Origin of the sequence: Nostoc sp. DedQUE04 (genome assembly GCF_034530995.1) — a bacterium.
GTDB lineage: Bacteria > Cyanobacteriota > Cyanobacteriia > Cyanobacteriales > Nostocaceae > Nostoc.
The window spans coordinates 146,348-166,879 of the sequence record NZ_JAVRCA010000014.1 but is presented as its reverse complement, the minus strand read 5'-3'; the positions used below and the strand labels follow the sequence as shown (position 1 = coordinate 166,879).

Here is a 20,532-nt window from a genome sequence, read left to right as displayed (position 1 = left end):
AAGTATCTGTAGCACCGCCTTCTGTCAGAGGGTTTGTTAGTCCTGTTAAAGTAATCGGGGAGACAATTGCTGGAGGTGTTACCGGATCGAGGATATTAGCAGTAACATTTGCAGACAGTAGGGAGGAAATGGGGTTAAGAATAGCCTGGAGAGTAGGGTTACTAGTTGTAATTGTGGCGCTAATTGTACCAGTCTGATTAGTTTCTGTCAGATTATCATTGATGGCGGCGATGGTGACTGAGGGGAAAACTTGGGTGGTTTGAGTCGGGTCGATAGTTAAAGTCACCGAGGAGTTTGAACCATTCAAGTTCAGTTGAGCATCGGGAGTCAGAGTCAGGTTGATTGGCACTCCACCATTAACCAAAGTCGTGCCGGCAACACCGAGACTACTAAGTAGGCTGGCGACATTAACACTCACCCCTAAAGTATCTGTAGCACCGCCTTCTGTCAGAGGGTTTGTTAGTCCTGTTAAAGTAATGATTGCCAGCACAGAGGTGTAAGCTTCCCTTGCTGTTTCTGAAAACGCCAAAGAAGTGTCAATCTTGCCAATTGTAACTTCCAGTTCCCAGTCTCCTCCTTTAAAAGTACTGCCAGTAGGGTTGGCAGAAGCTGCAATATTTGCCTCAGTCAGTTGGTGGAGCTTTGACAAAAAGGCTTCGCCAATTTCTCCAGATGCAATATTACAACCATAAAGGAGTACAGAGGCAGAGGAGAGAAGGCTTGACCAACTTTGCACGTCCTCTGCATAGCGATTGAGTGTTTCGTTACTGAGTTGACTACTCCCTAAATAGACTCGTCCTGGTGCGCCGTGAGAAACAATATGCAGGCTGTTAACTTCTTGATAGGATGCTAGTACTTGATTAATTTGCTCAATGCCATCTCTATTGTTATCTAGAACTACAACAGAAGTATTCGGTAAGACACCTGCTACTAATGTTTCGTAGTTCTCTACCTTGGGGTCAATGATAACTAGGCGATTAGCAGAAATTTTCCAATCGAGGTTTTTAGTAGCGATCGCAGTAGGTATTGTGTCCAACATAAATTTAGGATTCATAGAAGTTTGTTTTTATCTTCAAAACTTTTGTTAGTTTTACTTTTGAAGTATTCAAAAGTCTTATTTATCAAAGCTTACAGCTTGTTTGTTAGTCCAATTTAGCCGTTTGTTTTGACTATAATTCAATGCGTGTTTAATGGCGTTTCAGAGATAGTTGATGCACGAGATGAATTGAGTGCGATCGCAAATAGGTTTAGATAGAAAATCCATAGTTCAGGTATTTCCCTTGTATGGATTTATCCACACTATGTTTTTGATTGAATAATGAACTTTTGCTCTCAACCTTTCTACTTTCTTTTCAGTCACACTCGTTTCTCTAATTTAATGACCTTAAGAAACTTCGTAATTCGTAGCTCTACGGGTTTCATGAACTTATTCATCCCGAACTCAGTAATCTTTTTAGCAATCAATCACCTTAAACAAGGGTGCGATCTGTAGTTTTACGCTTTTACTGAACTTACCCATCCCAATCTCAGTAATTTTGTCAGGGTGCTATTATTTATTTCAGCATAAACCGCAATTTTAGCAATTTTATAAGTAATTATTTACACATTTTAATTTTTAAGCCGCAGTGCCTATGAGTCTAATGAAATAAGATTATGGTTATTTATGAGTATTCTTAGTCCTCCTTTACTCTTAGACCACACCAGGACTTACGCACAGGTAATGTAAAATTAAATCTCAGAGGATGCAGAAAACACAGAGAAGCCGAAGCGGCTGCTTTTGCCGTAGACGCTTTGCGGCTTGGCACAGGTGTTTGAACTTCGTTGGTAATAAGACTTAGAGAGGTTTTTTGCGTAAGTCCTACACACATAACCATTCGCTAATAGCTAAAAAGATGAAAGCATTTTTACAAGCATTTTTTTCATCCGACTATATACCGCATGGACATTGCTACCTTTGGCAGCCAGAGTTAGTTTGGTTGCATGGAATGTCAGATGCGTTAATTGCCCTGGCTTACTATTCCATTCCCATCTTTCTGATTTACTTGTCTTATAAACGCTCAGATATCCCTTTTCGTGGGGCTTTTTGGCTATTTGGAGCCTTCATTGTTTGTTGTGGAACCACTCATCTGCTAGAAATCTGGACGCTGTGGCATCCAGTATACTGGCTCGCAGGAGGAATGAAAGCAGTAACAGCGATCGTCTCTCTCCATGCAGCACTGACGCTGATTTTGTTAACTCCTAAAGCTTTAACATTACCCAGTCCGGCTCAACTAGAGATTGCAAATCAGACCCTTGAACAACTCAATCAAGCACTGGAAATAAGAGTGGCTCAACGCACTGAAGAGCTAACGAAAACGATTCGGCAACTGCAAAATGAAGTGGAGCAGCGCCAGCAAACTGAAAACGAACTGCAACGATCTAATCAAGAGTTAGAGCAGTTTGCCTATGTTGCTTCCCATGACCTACAGGAACCCTTGCGGGTCATTGTCAGCTATACCGAACTACTGGCAGAGAAATATCAAAAACAGTTAGATGAGAAAGCCAATAAATACATCACTTATATTGTCAATGCTGCGACTCGAATGCAAGCACTAATTGAAGACTTACTATCATATTCCAGAGTCGGTCGTTGCGATTTTCGATTAGTTTCAACCGATTGCGATCGGATAGTTGACCAAGTGATTCAGACACTCCATGTTGCGATCGCCGAAAGCCACGCCACCATCACGCGCGATCGCCTCCCAACGATCGAAGCCGACAAAGAGCAATTTAGCCGTTTATTACAAAACTTAATCAGCAACGCGATTAAATATCGTCAAGAACAGCCACCTCAAATTCATATCAGTGCAACCCAAAAAGATAACAAATGGCTATTTGCAGTGCACGATAATGGGATTGGGATTGAAGCGCAATATGCACAGCGTATCTTCATCATCTTTCAGCGCTTACATACCCGTCGCCAATATTCTGGCACAGGACTGGGTTTAGCCATTTGTAAGAAAATTGTTGAGCGTCACCACGGAAATATCTGGATGGAATCAGAGGTAGGGAAAGGATCTGTTTTCTGGTTTACAATTCCCATAAAAAAAGAAAACTCCCAATGAGCAAAGACTCTCACCCGATTGAACCTATTGAAATCCTTTTAGTCGAAGATTCACCGGAAGATGCCGATTTAACGATTGAAATCCTGGGCAATGCTAAAGTTCTCAACCGAATTCATGTGGTGGAGGATGGTGTTGAAGCCCTAAAATTTTTGCGACGGCAGGACGATTATGCCAATGTACCTCGTCCAGATTTGATTTTACTGGATTTGAATCTCCCGAGAAAAGATGGTCGAGAAGTTTTAGCGGAACTGAAAACCGATCCCGATCTGAAGTTGATCCCGGTTGTGGTTTTAACAACCTCTGCGGCTGATGAAGATATTTTGCGAACTTACGCACTCAACGTCAATTGTTATGTAACCAAACCTGTGGGTCTAGAAGAATTTGCTAAGGTGATTCGTTCGATTGAATTTTTTTGGCTGGCGGCTGTTAAGTTTCCCAAAGTTGTATAGTAGGCTTTAGATAACCTCTGGTGCATTCAAAGCCCTTGTATTAGGCAATACCTTTGCCAAAATAAGAGCCTACAAAAACTTTGGCAAAAACTGGCAAAATGACCCATATTGATTAGGGCTAACGCATTTTGTTAATAAACTCTTAAATAATCGCATTAAGAATAGCTTATTAAGTTAGTATCAGGTTTCGATTATTACTGTTTTCTACTTACATGGGAAAGAAGCAATGGCTACGACCGCCGCAAGTATCGCTACAGATCCAATTCTGTAAAAGGGACTGGGGATTGGGGATTAGGGATTGGGGGTTGGTTTCTCAAACGAAAAATGAAGCTATATATTAATTTTAATCTAGTAAAAACGTGGATATTTTTGCTAGTAGTATTTATGATTATTCTATCTTTTTTAGATTGTAATAACTTTCGTTTTTCCTAGTGCAGTTGTTCTGCATTTTGGATTAATTGTTGTAACTGTTCGTATTTCAGAATAATTAAACGCTTTGTTGCTTTAGTATTGTATTCAATATAATTCAATATAATTCAATATGTCACTATCTATTTTTGTAAAAAAAGCTCTTGAAAGTTCTTCTATGGCAGAATGTTACTATTTTGGGGATATCTTTTTTAAGATAGGTTTTGGCATCACTATGGGCAAAACTCATGACGAAGAATGATTCTCTACAAATTCTATTAATTGAAGATAGCCCAGAAGATGCAGATATATTACAAGAATTTCTGGAAAACACAGATCGAACTAGTTGGAAGGTGACAGTCGTAGAAAAACTGAGAATAGCCCTCGAAAAACTGCATTGCCACAGTTTTAATGTGATTTTGTCCGATCTTTCCCTGCCCGATGCTCATGGTTTAGAGACGATCGCCCAACTCCATACAGCAGCTCCAACCTTGCCGATTGTCGTACTCACCAGCCTCAAAGACGAAGCGATCGCTTTAGAAGCAGTGCGGCAAGGCGCACAAGATTATCTCGTCAAAGGGCAAATTAACACCCATGCCCTGATTCGCTCCATTCACTATGCCATCGAGCGATCGCGAATGCAACAGATCATGCATCAACAGTCAGTGGCGATCGCCGTATCAAGTGAAGGAATTGCCATTTTAGATGCCCAATGGAACTATGTGTATGTCAACGAAGCATATTCCAAAATTTACGGTTACAAAGATTCCAGTCTCCTGCTACAAACCAATTGGAAAATTCACTATCACCCGAATCAACAAGCTGGCTTGAGGGGCGAAATTGAGCAAAGTCTACAGCAACGGAAATTTTGGCGAGGAGAAACCGTTGGTTATAAATGTAATAGTCAACCCTTTGACCAAGAACTGTCAATCTCATTGTTACCGCATGGAGGAACAGTCTGCATTCTCCGAGATATTAGCGATCGCAAACGAGCAGAAGCCGCCATGCAACAAGCTTTGCAGCAAGCAAGAGAATTGCATCAACTCAAGTCTGAATTCATCACGATGGTTTCCCATGAATTCCGGACACCTCTGAGTGTGATTTTGGTAGCAACAGAGACGTTAAAACGCTATGCTCATCAATGGACTCCAGAAAAAAACCAGATTCGCTACAATCGCATCATTGCTGGAGTGCAGCGCATGACTGAGTTGCTCAACGATATGCTGGTTATGAACAGTTCGGGGCCACATCAAGCTAAACTCAACCCCGTACCGTTGAACTTAGAAAAGTTTTGTCAAGAATTAATTGCCACATTAACCACCAGCGAACACCCGATTATCTTTGAAAGTCAGGGCAATAGTCGGCAAATTTACCTCGATCCAACTGTGCTGGAACTCATACTCACCCACTTACTCTCCAATGCGATTAAATATTCTCTTGACTCTGGAAAGGTGATGTTTGACTTGATTTTTGCTCCCGAACATGTAACATTCTCTATTCAAGATTGGGGTATTGGCATTCCCCTAGAAGACCAGGACAAATTATTCATTCCGTTTTATCGCGGTAGCAATGTTGGCAATTTGCCTGGGACGGGCATAGGGCTAGCAATTGTTAAGCAATTTGTGGAAGAGTGTCAAGGTGTAATCAATGTTACTAGTCAAATGAATCAGGGTACTTTAATTAGAGTAACCTTGCCAATTGCTTTAGTAGAGCAAATTCATGACCAAAATCCTGGTAATTGAAGATGAGCCATCATTACGCGAAGAAATCCTCGATATCTTAGAATCTGAGGGCTTTGATGTAATGGGAGCAGAAGACGGGTTAGAGGGGCTGGATTCAGCTCAAACAAACTTCCCTGACCTGATCCTCTGCGATGTAATGCTACCCGGAGCTGATGGGTATGCAGTGTTATCGGGACTGAGACAAAATCCGGACACAGCACTGATTCCTTTCATTTTCCTCACCGCTAAAGCGACCCGCGAAAATGTTCGGCAGGGAATGGACTTAGGCGCGGATGATTATTTGACAAAACCCTTTAGGATGGATGAGTTGCTTAACGCGATTACAAGTCGATTAACTAAACAAGCAACAATCGTCCAGATTCATCAGAAAGTTACCCAGCTTCAACACTCCAATTTGCTTAAAGACGAGTTTATTGGGAGTGCATCACAGGAATTACGAGGCCCAGCGACTAATATAATGATGGCGTTAAAACTCTTGCAACAAGCTGCCAACCCAGAGCAAACGCAACGCTACATCGATCGCTTGCAACAAGAGTGTTACCGCGAAATTCATCTGATCGATGACTTGCTCGATTTGCATTATTTAGGCGCAAACGAACGTCCTTTGCAACCCGAAAAATTGAATTTACAAACCTGGATTCCTGCGATCGTCGAACCATTCAAAACCCAGGCTCGAAAACGCCAACAAACTCTCTGGAGCAACATTCCACCTTATTTGCCAATGCCTGTAATCGATGCCGCAGATTTCAAGCGCATCTTGAGCGAACTGCTTAACAATGCCTGTAAATACACTGCTCCCGGTGGTAAAATTGTTTTAGAAGCTCGTTGTGATTTGACTGCATCCGAGGCAATAAATCCAGATGGTCAGATGATTATGCTTATTGTTAGCAACGAAGCAGAGATTCCCGATAAGTTCATTCCCAATCTGTTCCAACCGTTTTATCGAGTTCCAGAGAGCGATCGCTGGCAGCAAGGCGGCAATGGTCTAGGCTTAACACTGGTTGAGAAATTGGCTAAACGACTGAACGGTAAAGTTCAAATTAGTAGTAAAGCGGGTTGGACTCAGTTTACGCTTCAACTACCGATTGAGACTAATCCGCCTACTACCTTGGCTCCTAATAAATGAAAAACTCCATCCTTTTGTGGGTAGAGTTTTTGGGCATGGGGGATGGGGTATGGGGCATGGAAAAGAGCCACCAATGACGGCAGTTGCTACAAGTCGGGAAACCTGCCCAAAGCACTGCCTTCCTATGCCCAATGCCGTCGGCGGGCGGCTATCCCTCTCCACCCACAATTCGATTGAGTTTTCCGCGACTTTCAATGAAGGTAATCCATTTTTAGTTTTTTTGTGCCAACTTACTTAATATGTCCAAAATATTAGTCATTGAAGATGAAGTTTCATTGCGTGCAGAAATTCTTGATATTTTAGAAGCAGAAGGCTTTGAGGTCGTGGAAGCCGAAGACGGTCAAACAGGGATTTTTTTAGCTCAGTCCCAGCATCCCGAACTAATTCTCTGCGATGTGATGATGTCAGGCGCAAATGGCTACGAGGTGCTATCGACATTAAGGCAGAATCTAGATACTACATTAGTCCCCTTTATTTTTTTAACAGCTAAAAGCACCCATGAAGATATTCGTCAGGGTATGAATCTCGGTGCAGACGATTATTTGACGAAACCCTTTAGTGTCGATGAATTATTAGCAGCGATCGCCGCCCGACTCGCCAAGCAGGAAGCGGCATTCCAGGCGCAGCAGCACTGTGCACTTTGGGATTCGTTGACCAACTTACCCAACAAAGCGTACTTAATCGAGCAACTTAATCGGTTAACTCAACAGACACCCACAAATACAACCTCTCAGTATGCCGTGTTATTTGTGGGTTTAGATAACTTTAAGGAAATCAACGATGCTTTTGGGCAACTGATGAGCGATCGCTTGCTGCAAACTGTAGCTACTCAACTGCGGCAAATCCTTGCACCTGAGCAGTTCCTCGCCTATTTTGGCGGTGACGAATTTATTATTATTCTAGAAAACCTTCAGCATCTATCGACGGCAACCAAGCTAGCCGAACAATTTCATCAACAAAGCTTGAAACAGACGCTCGATTTAGGAAGTTGTGAAGTATTCAACAACATAAGTATCGGGATTACGCACAGCCAATTTAACTATAGCAACGCTATCGATCTGCTTGTGGATGCTTCTTTAGCAATGCATCATGCCAGAACAGCAAGCAGCGGATATACTGTGTTCGCTCCGGCAATACGAGTCAATCTTTCCGAGCAGTTACAGTTAGAAACAGACTTGAGACGAGCGATTTTAAAAAGCACATATTCGGGTAAACAGCAAGAATTTTGCTTGCATTATCAACCGATTGTTCATTTGTTTACAAATCAGTTAATCGGGTTTGAAGCATTGATTCGCTGGCATCATCCTGAAAAAGGACTCATACCACCGATTCAGTTTATTGCGATCGCGGAAGCAAAGGGGCTAATTCAGGAGTTGGGCTGGTGGATTCTCCAAGAAGCCTGCGAGCAACTGCGAAGTTGGCAACAACAGTTTCCTCAACACGCTGACTTGATTATGAATGTCAATATCAGCGCCTTGCAATTGAATCGAATTGACTTTAGTCAACGGTTGGCAGAAATATTGCAGCACTCCCATTTGTCAGGTGAGTACTTAAAATTAGAAGTGACTGAGAGTTATCTGTTAGAAATGACAGAGGATAACAGTCAAGTCCTCCAATCGCTGAAATCGCTGCAAATTCAGTTATGTATTGATGACTTCGGCACGGGATACTCCTGCTTGAACTGTTTGCATCAGTTCCCAATTGAAACGCTGAAAATCGATCGCTCTTTTACTAGCCAGATTGATGAAGATGGCCAAAATGCCGTCATTAAAGCTATTATTACCCTGGCTGACAGCCTGGATATTAACATCGTGGCAGAAGGAATAGAAACCTCAGTTCAACTGGAAAAATTAAAAGAATTGAATTGTAAGTTGGGACAGGGTTACTTGTTCTCTAAACCGTTGACCAGCCAAGCAGCCACGCAAGCGATCGCCAATGGGATTTTTAGTTAAACTCCAGAAAGCCAATTCCGCAAACGGCGGACTTCCAAACAAAACAATAATCATTGGACTTATACCATTTCACGAAAAGCCTGATACAAATAACGCTTCCAAAATAAAATTCCAGCCAGCAATAGATTTAAATTGAGCAGTTAATTTATCTAACTGTTTCCATACGGCTTCTCGTAACTAATTAAAAGAAGTTAGCCAATTTAGTTGCCAACCAGGAACGCGCTTTGAACTCAAATTTACCGAACGCCAGTATCAACAGAGATTTTTTGTTCACTCGACGGTCTGGTTACAGGCAAAGTTACCCTAAACGTTGTACCTTTACCAACTTCGCTGTCGAAAGTAATGTCTCCCCGCAACAAATCAACACAGCGCTTCACAATTGCTAAACCCAAGCCCGTGCCTGGAATATCAGCTACATTACTGCCTCGGTGAAACGGCTGAAAAATATTAGGATAATAATCGGCTGGAATCCCAATACCTCGATCTCGAACTTCAATTTCAACTCGATCTGCTTGCCGATCGAGCAGGAGCAAAATCGACGTATCTTCAGGCGAATATTTCAGAGCATTTAACAACAAATTCTTTAACAGATAATTCAGCAATCGTTCATCCATGAAGGCAACAAGCGTCTCTTGCTGACTCAGCAGCCGCAATCGATCTTGCCGTTGTTGTACTGTCACTATTTCGATTAATTGTTGAGCCGTACTCAACAACTCAATCTCAGTCAGTTGCAGCTGATACTGATTTGTTCCGGTTTGCACCAGAACCAGTAAATCCTCGCGTAACCAGTTCATACGGAGCGCCGCATTCTGAATACGCTCAATGGCACGCTGCTTTACCAAGGGTGGAGCCTCAAATTCATTCAATAGTTCGGCACTGACCTGAATCACACTGATAGAGTTGCCTATTTCATGCACTACCATGCCCAAATAGTTTTGAAACAAAGGATTTAATTGCTGTTGCTTGGGTTGGCTTTCAGCCTTGGTTTGCCTTTGAGCTATCTCGATCGCTTTTCCGATCTCGGATTCAGCTGTGTGCAATGCCAACGCAATCTCAATAGTTGTTCTCAGGACGCGCTCGTTGAAGGGTTTGATCAGATAAGCAAGGGGGTGGGTTGCTTTTGCCCGTTCCAAAATAGTTTCATCATCGTAGGCAGAGATATAGATCGCCGGAATTGGAGCAGTCTGATGAATGCGCTCTACCGCCTCAATACCGTCGATTTCTCCCGGTAACATAATATCCATCAAAATCAAGTCAGGCTGAAGTTCTGCCGCCTTGGCAATCGCCTCTGCTCCATCCCCTGCAATTCCGACTATGGTGTAACCCAGACTCATTAAATTGGTTTCTAATTCTCTCGCAATCAGAACTTCGTCTTCTACAACCAGAATTTTTGGATTATCCATAATATTTAGGGCTTACTGAAAACGTAATAAAAAAGTCAACAAACGCCGTCTTAAAACGCATAACTGTATCCAGTTTATGAATTGCTAAACAGTATTTGTGACTGATTCCCGCAACACGACCGTTTTTAGTTGAAATATCAAAGCTTCCAGATTTTCGACAAAGCAAACGTCCGGCATAGATGCTTATTTTCTTGCTGCTATTAACTATGGCTTTAACAATGTCGCCAGTTTGAAAACCAATATTTGGAATTCTAAAATTTGCTTCTTTTTTTCGTTACTACAGTCTTCTGGAGTCTGCTCAAAGGTGAACCAGTACTTCTAATATCTCCTTGTTTTCATAAACTGAATTTTCTCTGGTGCGATAATTTTTGTCAACATCAACGGATTCTGGACAATAACTAGTACCGCTACGTTGGAAGTCAAAAGTTGACCTTGAGGGTAGTCGAAGGATCAAAAGTCAAAAAGCCTTTATTTTGGGCTTTTGAAAGGGTGTCCATATTTATACCTTAGTGTACTAGTATAGTTTTTCAAGGTGACTAAAAAGTGCTTTAAAGTTTCTTTATTCATTAAAGTTATCTTAACTAATATAGTCTAAAAAATACATATTCATCAAAGCAACTAGCAGACAGTTTTGCGGCACATTCCACGATTTTCCCCGCTTTTCTTAGTGCCATTCGGACGTATATGGTTGACTTAAACTTACAATACGGTTATCAACGCTCTGCTTTTTATTTTTATACAACCAGAGTTTTTGACAATAAACTTCTGTGATACCAATTCACTAAAATCCTGAAACAGATCCAAAACTGGAAACTCTTATCAAGTAAGGATTTTTGAATTGCAAATTCGTATGACTACTAGCAATATCTCATATCACCTAGCTTTGAAGAAAGTATAGCCATTTTTCTCTTGATAACGTATTATTTTGTACGGCAAAACTTCTGATTATTCCTTATTGTTCAAGCTCTAACCTTCAACCGAGCGATCGCCCTGTTTCAGAAATAAGCGTGTTTTGCTCCTGGAAAGAGACTGCTGATTTCTATTAAAATGACTGACCCTTGAGGCTGATTATCTTTTACTGAGATTTTGCCGCCATGAGCTTCGATCGCCATCTGACAAAATGCCAAGCCCAAACCAACTTGCTCAATGTTTTTCATCAGAGTCCCAATTTCATACTTTTCAAAGACTTTTTGCTTGAGTTCGTCATTGATTCCAACACCCATATCAATCACTAGAATCTGGGTTGTCAGCTCGTCTAAATAATTGACTTGCACCGTAACTGGACTTTTAGACGGAGAAAATTTAATTGCATTTGATAATAAATTGTCTAAAACTCGACGCATCACGAGCTTATCGGCGTAAATCGGTCTTTCGGGTTCTGGGAGGTGGGAAATTATCTGAATCATTTTTTGATTGGCGATCGCCTGTATATCGCTGATACAACTATCAATCAGGCGATTCAGCTCGATTGTCTCCAGATTCACGAGCATTTTTCCTGACTCTAGTTTTGCCATGAGCAGTAGGCTTTCGGTTAGCGATCGCAACTGTTGTTCCGCTATTTTTATGCGATCGATCCGAATTTGACATTGCTCTGGCAAATTCGCTCGGCTGAGTATTTCACAAGACAAAACAATGTTAGTCAGAGGATTACGCAAATCGTGTACAATCATATTTGCCATGTCCGATCGCATTTGTAGAGAAGCTTTGAGGGCATCATACTGTTGCTTAATGCGGAGCATCGAGCGAATTCTGGCGCGTAACTCTAATGCACTTACAGGCTTACTGAGAAAATCATCTGCGCCAGCTTCGAGGCAACGGGCTAAATCTTCTTTTCCATTCAATGCAGTGACTATAACGATCGGAATATGCTTCCAATTTGGATTAGTCTTGATGCGACGGCACAGCTCAATGCCATTTAACCCTGGCATCATCACATCAAGCAAAATCAAATCGGGCTGACTTCTTTGTAGCCGTTCTAAGGCACTAACACCACTCGATGCATATCCCAAACGATAGCCACAATTGTATAGAATGCCGCTGATAACTTCAAAATTATCGGGTTCGTCATCCACTAATAGAATCGTCAGTTCTTGATTGACTATTTCAAATTCACTCATGCACGAACAACCCTAAAGTGTAAACCAGACTGAGCCAAATTGATTATACTCCTAGTACATGAAGGCAGAAGTACGGAGGCAGAGGGCAGAAGGCGCAAAAGCTCTTATTGTAAGCTTTTTGTCTGTTACTAATAGTTGCTTTATTTACGCCGTGCTGTACTAGCCTTCAAAATAACTTTAATGGACGCAACTGATTAGCCGGACATGATATCACTACCAGACATATTCAGTTGGCACAACTGGAGATATTTCTTCATCGTGTTGACAAGATGGATGGGACTGATGGGTTTGGTCAAATAATCATTCGCTCCAACGGCTAAACACTTTTCTTTATCCCCTGACATGGCTAAAGCCGTTACCGCCAAAATCGGAGTGTGCTTGTATTGCTCCTGCGATCGAATTTGGCGAATCGCTTCTAGTCCATTCATATCTGGCATTTGAATATCCATCAAAATCAAGTTGAAAGACTGCATTTGGGTGAGATGAATCGCTTGCAAACCATTGCGGGCAACCACAATGTTAAACCCTTTCAATTCTAAATAAGCTTGTAGCGTCTCGATGTTATCGAGGTTATCGTCTACCAAGAGAACAACAGGTTTCTTTACTACATTCTCTGCTGTATTTTTTGTTTCTACAGCTAAGAAGGGTGAAGCAATTTCGGCAATAGCAGTGGTGCGATGGACAGGCTTATCTGAGTTAGGCTGATTGACCTGTTTCCAGGGAAGCATCACTATAAATTCGCTGCCTTGACCGACGGTGCTGCGAACTTTCACGGAGCCTTTGTGTAGCTCGATAATGCGCCGGACTAAGGCTAAACCTAACCCCGTACCAGCATAACGCCGAGATAAGCTGCTATCGATTTGAACAAAGGGCTGAAACAATTTGTCAATATTTTCTGGAGCAATGCCAATGCCCGTATCGATGGCGCTGAAGCTCATTGTTTGTTCGGCTGCATTGCCTTGCACTTTGAGGATGACAGCACCACCATTGGGTGTAAACTTGATGGCATTGGTCAGCAAGTTGATTAATACCTGGCGTATCAGTCGTTCGTCTAACTCAATGTCAGGCAGATTGGGAGACAGTTCGAGGGTAAAACTAATTTGCTTTTTGAAGGCTTGCTGTTGGATAAAAGGAATTGTGCTGCGACAAAGTTGCTCCACTGAAACGGGTGTTATTTGTAGGTTTAGCTTACCGGATTCGATTTTGGCTAGATCGAGAATGTCATTAATTAGTTCTAATAAATGTTCCCCATTGGTTTGAATTGTGGTTAAGGTATGGTGTTGTTGCTCGGTTAAATTCCCGTATGTTCTTTCTTGCAAGACTTCAGACAGTCCCAGGATGGAGTTGAGGGGGGTACGAAGTTCGTGGCTCATATTCGCCAGAAATTCGTCTTTGAGGCGAGTCGCACGGGCTAGTTCTGCATTGGCAATGGTCAGTTGTTCGTTAATTTTCCGAAGTTTTTCCTCAGTCTGTTTGATTTGGGTGACATCAAAAATAATGCCAACGATATGCAGCGCTTGTCCAATGTCGTCAGTTACGGTGCTGCCTTGTTCGAGCAAATATCGCTTTTCTTGGGTTGCGGGTATGTAAATGCAATATTCGACCTGAAAGGGCTGTTGATTGGCGATCGCCCCTTGAATGACTTCGATAACGCGATCGCGGTCTTCTGGTACAATCAGCGAGTTGACTGGACAGAGAGTGCCTTGATTGGCGAGATCCAGGGGGTCAAGGTGGAATAACGCCGTTAAGTGGTCGTTAAAAAAAACAAATGTATTATTTTCAGCAGGATACAGCTTGTAGACAATTCCCGGTAGGTTTTCAGCCAGGGTGCGATAGGAAAGCTCACTCGCTTGCAGCGCCATCTCAGCTTGCTTGCGATCGTTAATGTCTTCCACCACCGCTAAGTCACTGATGATTCTACCGACAGTGTCATACAGCAGCGACACTGTCAGTCCGACCCATTGTAGCTGACGATCTTTGCGGACATAACGGATTTCAGTGGCTATGGATGCCAACTCACCGCGATGTAAATCAGCCACCTCACCGCGAATTAATTGCAAATCTTCTGGATAAATCAACTCTTCCCAGCACATATCCAGTAGCTCAGATTTAGTATAACCAGTCAGTTCGCAAAAGCGTTGATTGACTTGGATATAATGTCCTGATGAGTGACATTGGCTAATACCGACGGCTGCTTGTTCAAATAAAGACCGATAGCGCAACTCACTGTCACTCAATGCTGCTGTGCGGCGAGCGATTCTGGCTTCTAGCTCCTGATTAAGCTGTTGTAGTGCCAGTTCTGCGTGTTTGCGATCGCTATCATCTGTACCAATTGCCGTTACAACCCAGCAGCGATTGCTCTCATTCCAGTGAGATGTCAGCGTATCTAAAACCCATCGAGTCGAGCCATCTGGATGATAAAAACGATACTCAAGTGTGGTTTCTCTCTCGGCTTTAATCGCCGCCTGCATCCGCTCCTGTATGACTGCCCAATCTTCTGGGACAATGTTTGATAACCAAACTTCCGCCAGAAATTCCTCTGGTCGATAGCCAAACACTCGTTCGCATCCCTTAGAGTGATAATCAGTTTCCCAAAAACCATTTGGATAATATCGAAAATGCCCAATTGACGCACCTGCACTGTTCAACACATCATTCAGTCTTGCCTCTGAAGCTTGCAAAGCCAGCTCGGCTTGTTTGCGTGCGAGTTGAGCGCGTTTAAAGTCATCGATATCAGTAACTGTGCCTACCCAGCCTGTAATTTCTCTTGATTGGTTTTGGATTGGTATTCCCCGTGCCAGAAACCAGTGGTACAGTCCTTGACGATCGCGGACGCGATATTCGCTCTCAAATAAACTGCCAGTGGCGATCGCTTGTGCCCATTCCTGGAGGGTGCGATCGCGCTCATCGGGATGAACCACTGCTGCTGCACCAAATCCCATTGCCTCAGCTTCACTTTGCCCTGTGTAGTCATACCAACGCCGATTTAAGTAGTAAACAGCACCCGTGACATCTGACAACCAGACCATCTGGGGCATCGCTTCTGCCAAGTCGCGGTAGCGTTGTTCGCTCTCTTGCAGGGCTTGTTCGGAAAATTTGCGCTCGGTGATGTCAGTGATAGTTCCGATATAGCCAGTGATTTTGCCAGCCTTGTCAGTTTCCGCGATCGCCAGACAGATCAGCCAATGCACCTTTCCATCTGGTCTCTGAAAGCGACACTCCATTAAAAAGGGAATCTGCGATTGGGTAGCTCTCTGCCAGTTGAGAAAGACCCAATCGCGGTCTTCGGGGTGCAATGCTCGTTTCCACCCCATGTCCATTGCCTCCTTGAAGGACAGCCCTGCTAGTTGACACCAACGGGAATTAACGTATTTATAGTCTCCGCTCGGATCGGTGTGGAAAATGCCAACTGGTGATAGTTCAGCCAAGTTTAGATAACGCTGTTTGCTTGCTTGAAGTGCTAGCTCGGCTTGTTTGCGATCGCTAATATCCGTGAGGATGCCAAACCAAATAATACTGCCATCTTCTTCCTGAGTGGGAATAGAATGTCCTGAAATCCACTTCAAGATGCCGCTAGGAGTTCTGATGCGAAACTCCATCTCCCATGCTTCGAGCGTTGCAGCCGATCGATCGATGGAAGCGCCGATTTTTTCTATATCTTCTGGGAAAATAATATCCCACACGATTTGCACATCCTTGAGGAGTTCCTCTGGCGTATATTCATACAAATCGACAATACCTTCGCTCATAAAGATCAAGTTGTTTGACCCATCCGGCAAGCGCTGATATTTATAGACGGCTCCAGGCACCATATTAGTAAGTTGACGCAGTATTTGCTCGCTTGTTTGCAGAGCAACTTCGGTTTGTTTTTGTTCGGTGATGTCTGTATTGGTGCCAAACCAGCGTAACACCCTACCCTGTTCATCTCGGATGGGAATAGCACGAGAGAGAAACCAGCGGTACTGCCCATCTCGACCGCGCAAGGGAAAGGTATCTTCCCAGATTTCGCCTGTTTCAAAGCAGTGGCTAATTTTCTTCACTACCCCATCGACACGATCGGGGTGATGTACCTGCTGCCATCCCCAGCCCTGCATTTCTGCCAGTGTGGTGCCTGTGTAGTCAAACCAGCGCTGGTTATACCATTCAATCGAGCCGTGTTCGTCGGTTATCCAGGCAAACTGAGAAATGTTGTCTGCCAAGGTACGGAACCAGGCTTCACTTTCCCTCAGTTTTTGTTGTGCCTGGACAAGTTCGGTTACGTCCATCACGGATACGCCAACGCCGATTACTTCCCCATTGGGTAAACAAACGGGATAGTGATTGGAGATTGCGCTGCGAAATACACCCGGCCTGACCTCACCGCTAAACTCCATATTTATAATTGGTACTTGGGTTTCTATAACCTGGAGCAGCATGGGAGCAAACTGAGATGCCATTTCCGGAAAAACTTCCCATAAGGTGCGTCCCAAATGCTTACTTAATGGCAGGTCGTTGATTTTGGCTAATGCCTCGTTGCCATAGAGGTAGCGCAGTTCCCGATCGAACAGGGTTAGCCCAACTGGAGATGCGGCGATCAATGCCTGAAGCAGAGCTTCGCTGCGCTGGCGTTCTAGCTCGGCTTGTTTGCGATCGTTGATATTAATAGCTGTACCAATGATGCGATGGATATTTCCCGCTTCGCTCCGGATTGGAAATAGGTTGGTGAGCGCCCAAATTGAACCCCCTGGAAAAGAAATATATTCTTCATAGCTGATCTTCTGACCCGATTTTAGACATAGGACATACTTTTGCCGGATTGCTGAACCGACCGCCTCACCAAATGCTTCCTCTGGCGTTTTACCCTGAATTTCTTCGCAGGTAACTGAGCCATATCGTTCAGCCACAGGGTTGAATTCCAGGAAGCGAAATTCTTGATCTATGCTCACCTCAATCACAAAAATCGCCAGTTCTGCTCCTGTGTAGATGCTACGGAGAAATTCTTCCTGTTGACGCAGTTTGGCTTCGGCGTGCTTGCGATCGCTAATATCAATTAGAATGCCGTGCCAAATAATGCTACCATCTGCTTGTCGGGAGGGGATGGAATGACCAAAAACCCATTTTAAGACTTTGCTAGCAGTTATCAGGCGAAACTCCGCCGTCCAAGGAGTGAGCATTGCAGCAGATTGGTCAATCAAATCCCGCATCCTCTCTGCATCCTCTGGAACGATGAGATGCCAAAGCACTTGGGAGTCGTTGAGGATTTCCTCTGGGGTGCGATCGCAAAGCTTGATAATGCCTTGGCTAATAAATCGAAAACTTTTCGTTCCATCCACACAACAGCAATAGGTATAAACCACTCCCGGAACTGTATTGACCACCTGGCGCAGGGTTTCTTCACTAGCTTGTAGAGCAGTTGCCATTGCTTTGGGTTCTGTGATATCTGCGATCGCTCCCACCATGCGAATCGGCTTGCCAGTTTGATCCCGGATTGCCTCTCCCCGAGAACGACACCAAATATACTCACCTGATTGCTTACGTCTGCGAAATTCTACTTCATAGGGCAAATGGTCTTCAAGGTGGCCTTTTAGGGTTAATTGCATCAGATCGAGATCGTCGGGATGGATCTCTTCCCTAAGCATCTCATCGGCAAACTTCCAGGCGTTTTTGGCTGGGGATGGGTAGCCTAAAATTTCCCAATAGCGATCGCTGGCAATGACGCGATCGCTGACAAGATCCCAATCCCACACTCCTTCGCCGATACCCCGAATGGCGAGTTGATAGCGTTCTTTGACTACGCTTAATTCCAGTTCCAGTTTTTTTTGCTCAGTAATATCGATGTTGGCCCCAGCAAGACGGTAAATCTCTCCGGCTTCGTTGCGAATCGGAAAGCTGCGGTTCCAGAGCCAGCGAATGGAGTTATCGGGACGGATAATCCGATAGGCAAAGGAGCAAACCTCTTTCCCTTGACAAGCTTGCTGGTTAAACGTGACTACGCCATCGCGATCGTCTGGATGAATAAAATCGAGCCAAGATTGAGGATTGTCATAGGTTTGCTGCAACGGCGTTTGGTAAAGATATTCCCAGGCTGGGCTGGTATAAATCATCTGCTTACTATCGAGGGATTTGAGAAAAAACACATCCTGACTATTGTCAAAAATTTGTCGGAGTTGGGCTTCGCTTTCTCTGAGGGCAGTTTCTAGCTGCGTGCGTTCGGCTTCTAACCTTTTTTTCTCGTTAATATCAGTGACATACCCGATAATCTGAGTTAAGTTGCCGTTAGCATCTGCAAAAAACTGTGCCTGAGTTTCAATCCAGATGTAATGCCCAGCCTGATGTTGCCACCGATATTGCAAGTAGAGATGTCCCTGATGTTCAAAATACTCTGCGACGGCCGTTTGCACCCGTTTCTCATCCTCTGGATGAATGCTGGCAAACCAATCGGCTGATGTCTGGGGCATTTCAGAGGCGTTATAGCCAAACACCTGCTCGGCATTGATGCCCCACATCATGCGATTGGAGGATGTATCCCATTCATACAGCACTTGTTTAGTGGCTAGCTGGGCAGCATGATGGCGGTTTTGCCACTCTAGCAAGACGTTGATATAGGCGGCTTGTCTAGCTTCAGCTTGCTTCTTTTGGGTGATATTGCGCGCCACGCACAAAAACGACGTGACGGTTCCATCCATGTTATATTCTGGAACGACACGGGTTTGAAACCAGATGGAGCGCGATTGAAGGCGAAGTTGATATTCAATCGTTTGTTCTTGCCTGGTTGCTGCTACTTGTTGAGTGAGAGTTTGCCACTCAGCAAGATGTTCTGGGGCAAGGGTGGCAGCGAGCAGTGGTTGACCAATCAGCGCTTCTGGCGCGTAGCCCAATTCGACCTCAACAGCGGCGTTGAGATAGAGGTAGTGTAAGTCTCGATTGAGCCGAAAAATCACGTCAGGGGAACGATCTAGCAATGCGGTAAGCTCTTGCCCTTGTTGCTGGAATCGGGCCGCCGTTTCGCTGTGTTGAATGGCGATCGCCACCTGAATGCCAAGTTGTTCTAAAAATGTGACCTCAGCCGGTTGCCAATCACGCGGCACAGCCGATTCACTGGCGCTAACCAGTCCCCAAAATTGGTTGTTAACGATCGCCGGCACTAGAATTTTGGCTCTAATCTGCAAATGCTCCAATAACTCAACATGGCAGGGGGTCATCCCTGCCGTATAGATATCGGAAACTACTCGCACTCGTCCTTGGCCGTATCGTTCTGTCCAATCTGGAGCAAAGCAAGGATCGTAAATCTCTTCACTGACAAAGGAGCGTTGACCGGCGGCGAGGGACTCTGCTACTACCTGGAACTGCCCATTTTCCAAAAAGTGATAGATCGACACGCGATCGCAGCCCAAAAACTGCCGCACTTCAGACACCGTGGCATTGAGTATTTCCGCCAAACTCAGCGAAGCCCGAATCCGCGTTGAGACTGCCATTAAAAGCTGCGATCGCTCTGTCTGAAGTTTCAAAGCGGCGATTGATGCCTCATCTGGCCGATCGGGTTCTACAAGTTGCAGCAAACGGCATAAACTTTCGTAGGTCAGCAGCCCTAGTAACTGCCCATTGTCGTCTAATATCGGCAAGTGCTGAATCTGGTGTTTTTGTAAAAGGCTCAGGGCAACATCAGGATTCGTTAACTCAGATTGCCGTAAGGCGATCGCTGGTGGTTCAATTACCTCTGCTAAAGTGACTCCAGCAAGCGATCGCCCACTGGCAACCAAACGTGTCACCACTCGTTCGCTGAACAGTCCCATCAGTTGGTTTTCACTGACTACAGCTAAACAGCCTGTGCAGTCGTTAGCCCCCATACCGGGATCAAAGTTGCCAGAACTGGAGTTCAAAAGTGCGATCGCCTCTGTCACCAGCACATCTGGGGTAACGGTGATGGGCGGCGGTGCGATCGTGTTTTCTAGGACAAGCCTTAACAGAAATGAGCGGGGCAAGAACATAACATTTCCAGCCACAATACTGAGATGAGAAACATCGGGTTGGTCAACAAGAGGAAAAGGGGCAGGGGGCAGGGGGAAAAAAGTTTGACCCTTGTTTACTTTTATTTAGACAATTTGGTTTTATTGTGCTGACTTACTTACTACTTAGAGATTGGTTTAACGATTCAGTCTAGCCTATTCTGCAAAAGCAGTCTCTCGGCTTATACTGAATTCCCAGAAAGCTAAGTCAGTAAATTAAGTGGCTAATACCAATTCTCGCTCATT

Annotated in this window: 11 protein-coding genes and 1 pseudogene; 7 read left to right on the top strand and 5 right to left on the bottom strand. The window is 44.1% G+C overall.

Going from position 1 to position 20,532, the window contains the following annotated elements:
* Nucleotides 1-1,054: DUF4347 domain-containing protein (locus RM049_RS12935; RefSeq protein WP_322704440.1), on the bottom strand; the 1,054-nt coding region annotated here is incomplete at its 3' end.
* A gap of 838 nt (nt 1,055-1,892) precedes the next feature.
* Between RM049_RS12935 and RM049_RS12930 the strand changes: the two genes are divergently transcribed.
* From RM049_RS12930 to RM049_RS12900, 7 genes are all read left to right on the top strand, one after another.
* Complete coding sequence (locus RM049_RS12930) at nt 1,893-3,104, top strand: sensor histidine kinase (protein WP_322704439.1); 1,212 nt, start codon at nt 1,893-1,895, stop codon at nt 3,102-3,104.
* Nucleotides 3,101-3,553: a response regulator gene (locus RM049_RS12925; RefSeq protein ID WP_322676293.1), complete on the top strand. Its 453-nt coding sequence runs from the start codon at nt 3,101-3,103 to the stop codon at nt 3,551-3,553. Before RM049_RS12930 ends, RM049_RS12925 begins: the two co-directional genes overlap by 4 nt.
* 541 nt (nt 3,554-4,094) lie before the next feature.
* Entirely contained in the window at nt 4,095-4,223 is a 129-nt protein-coding gene (locus RM049_RS12920) for a hypothetical protein (protein ID WP_322704438.1), read from the top strand.
* Entirely contained in the window at nt 4,210-5,703 is a 1,494-nt protein-coding gene (locus RM049_RS12915; protein WP_322704437.1) for a sensor histidine kinase, read from the top strand. Before RM049_RS12920 ends, RM049_RS12915 begins: the two co-directional genes overlap by 14 nt.
* Nucleotides 5,681-6,829: a response regulator gene (locus RM049_RS12910; protein WP_322704436.1), complete on the top strand. Its 1,149-nt coding sequence runs from the start codon at nt 5,681-5,683 to the stop codon at nt 6,827-6,829. The genes RM049_RS12915 and RM049_RS12910 overlap by 23 nt, the downstream gene beginning before the upstream one ends.
* A 49-nt stretch (nt 6,830-6,878) precedes the next feature.
* Nucleotides 6,879-7,067, top strand: coding sequence for a hypothetical protein (locus RM049_RS12905; protein WP_322704435.1), 189 nt, complete (start codon nt 6,879-6,881; stop codon nt 7,065-7,067).
* Between the two features lies 1 nt (nt 7,068).
* Nucleotides 7,069-8,781 carry a putative bifunctional diguanylate cyclase/phosphodiesterase gene (locus RM049_RS12900; protein ID WP_322704434.1) on the top strand — a complete coding sequence of 571 codons (1,713 nt, stop codon included), beginning with the start codon at nt 7,069-7,071 and terminating at the stop codon, nt 8,779-8,781.
* 236 nt (nt 8,782-9,017) lie between these two features.
* On the opposite strand, the gene RM049_RS12895 is transcribed toward RM049_RS12900, so the two are convergent.
* The 4 genes and pseudogenes from RM049_RS12895 to RM049_RS12880 all read right to left on the bottom strand — a co-directional run bounded on the left by RM049_RS12895 (nt 9,018) and on the right by RM049_RS12880 (nt 20,268).
* Nucleotides 9,018-10,184, bottom strand: a complete 1,167-nt coding sequence (locus tag RM049_RS12895) for an ATP-binding protein (RefSeq protein WP_322704433.1) — start codon at nt 10,182-10,184, stop codon at nt 9,018-9,020.
* A 596-nt stretch (nt 10,185-10,780) separates the two neighbouring features.
* Nucleotides 10,781-10,956 (bottom strand): annotated as a pseudogene (locus RM049_RS12890) (IS5/IS1182 family transposase); the annotation flags it as partial.
* A gap of 223 nt (nt 10,957-11,179) precedes the next feature.
* Nucleotides 11,180-12,301 carry a hybrid sensor histidine kinase/response regulator gene (locus tag RM049_RS12885; protein ID WP_322704432.1) on the bottom strand — a complete coding sequence of 374 codons (1,122 nt, stop codon included), beginning with the start codon at nt 12,299-12,301 and terminating at the stop codon, nt 11,180-11,182.
* Between the two features lie 194 nt (nt 12,302-12,495).
* On the bottom strand, nt 12,496-20,268 hold the full coding sequence (locus RM049_RS12880) for a PAS domain S-box protein (RefSeq protein ID WP_322704431.1): 7,773 nt from the start codon (nt 20,266-20,268) through the stop codon (nt 12,496-12,498).
* Nucleotides 20,269-20,532: the final 264 nt, after the last annotated feature.

What these genes read in the sequence shown, in the direction of transcription:
- RM049_RS12915 (WP_322704437.1), top strand. Translation starts at nt 4,210, where the DNA reads ATGACGAAGAATGATTCTCTACAAATTCTATTAATTGAAGATAGCCCA.
- RM049_RS12880 (WP_322704431.1), bottom strand. Translation starts at nt 20,268, where the DNA reads ATGTTCTTGCCCCGCTCATTTCTGTTAAGGCTTGTCCTAGAAAACACG.
- RM049_RS12895 (WP_322704433.1), bottom strand. Translation starts at nt 10,184, where the DNA reads ATGGATAATCCAAAAATTCTGGTTGTAGAAGACGAAGTTCTGATTGCG.
- RM049_RS12910 (WP_322704436.1), top strand. Translation starts at nt 5,681, where the DNA reads ATGACCAAAATCCTGGTAATTGAAGATGAGCCATCATTACGCGAAGAA.
- RM049_RS12905 (WP_322704435.1), top strand. Translation starts at nt 6,879, where the DNA reads ATGGGGCATGGAAAAGAGCCACCAATGACGGCAGTTGCTACAAGTCGG.
- RM049_RS12925 (WP_322676293.1), top strand. Translation starts at nt 3,101, where the DNA reads ATGAGCAAAGACTCTCACCCGATTGAACCTATTGAAATCCTTTTAGTC.
- RM049_RS12930 (WP_322704439.1), top strand. Translation starts at nt 1,893, where the DNA reads ATGAAAGCATTTTTACAAGCATTTTTTTCATCCGACTATATACCGCAT.
- RM049_RS12900 (WP_322704434.1), top strand. Translation starts at nt 7,069, where the DNA reads ATGTCCAAAATATTAGTCATTGAAGATGAAGTTTCATTGCGTGCAGAA.
- RM049_RS12885 (WP_322704432.1), bottom strand. Translation starts at nt 12,301, where the DNA reads ATGAGTGAATTTGAAATAGTCAATCAAGAACTGACGATTCTATTAGTG.
- RM049_RS12920 (WP_322704438.1), top strand. Translation starts at nt 4,095, where the DNA reads ATGTCACTATCTATTTTTGTAAAAAAAGCTCTTGAAAGTTCTTCTATG.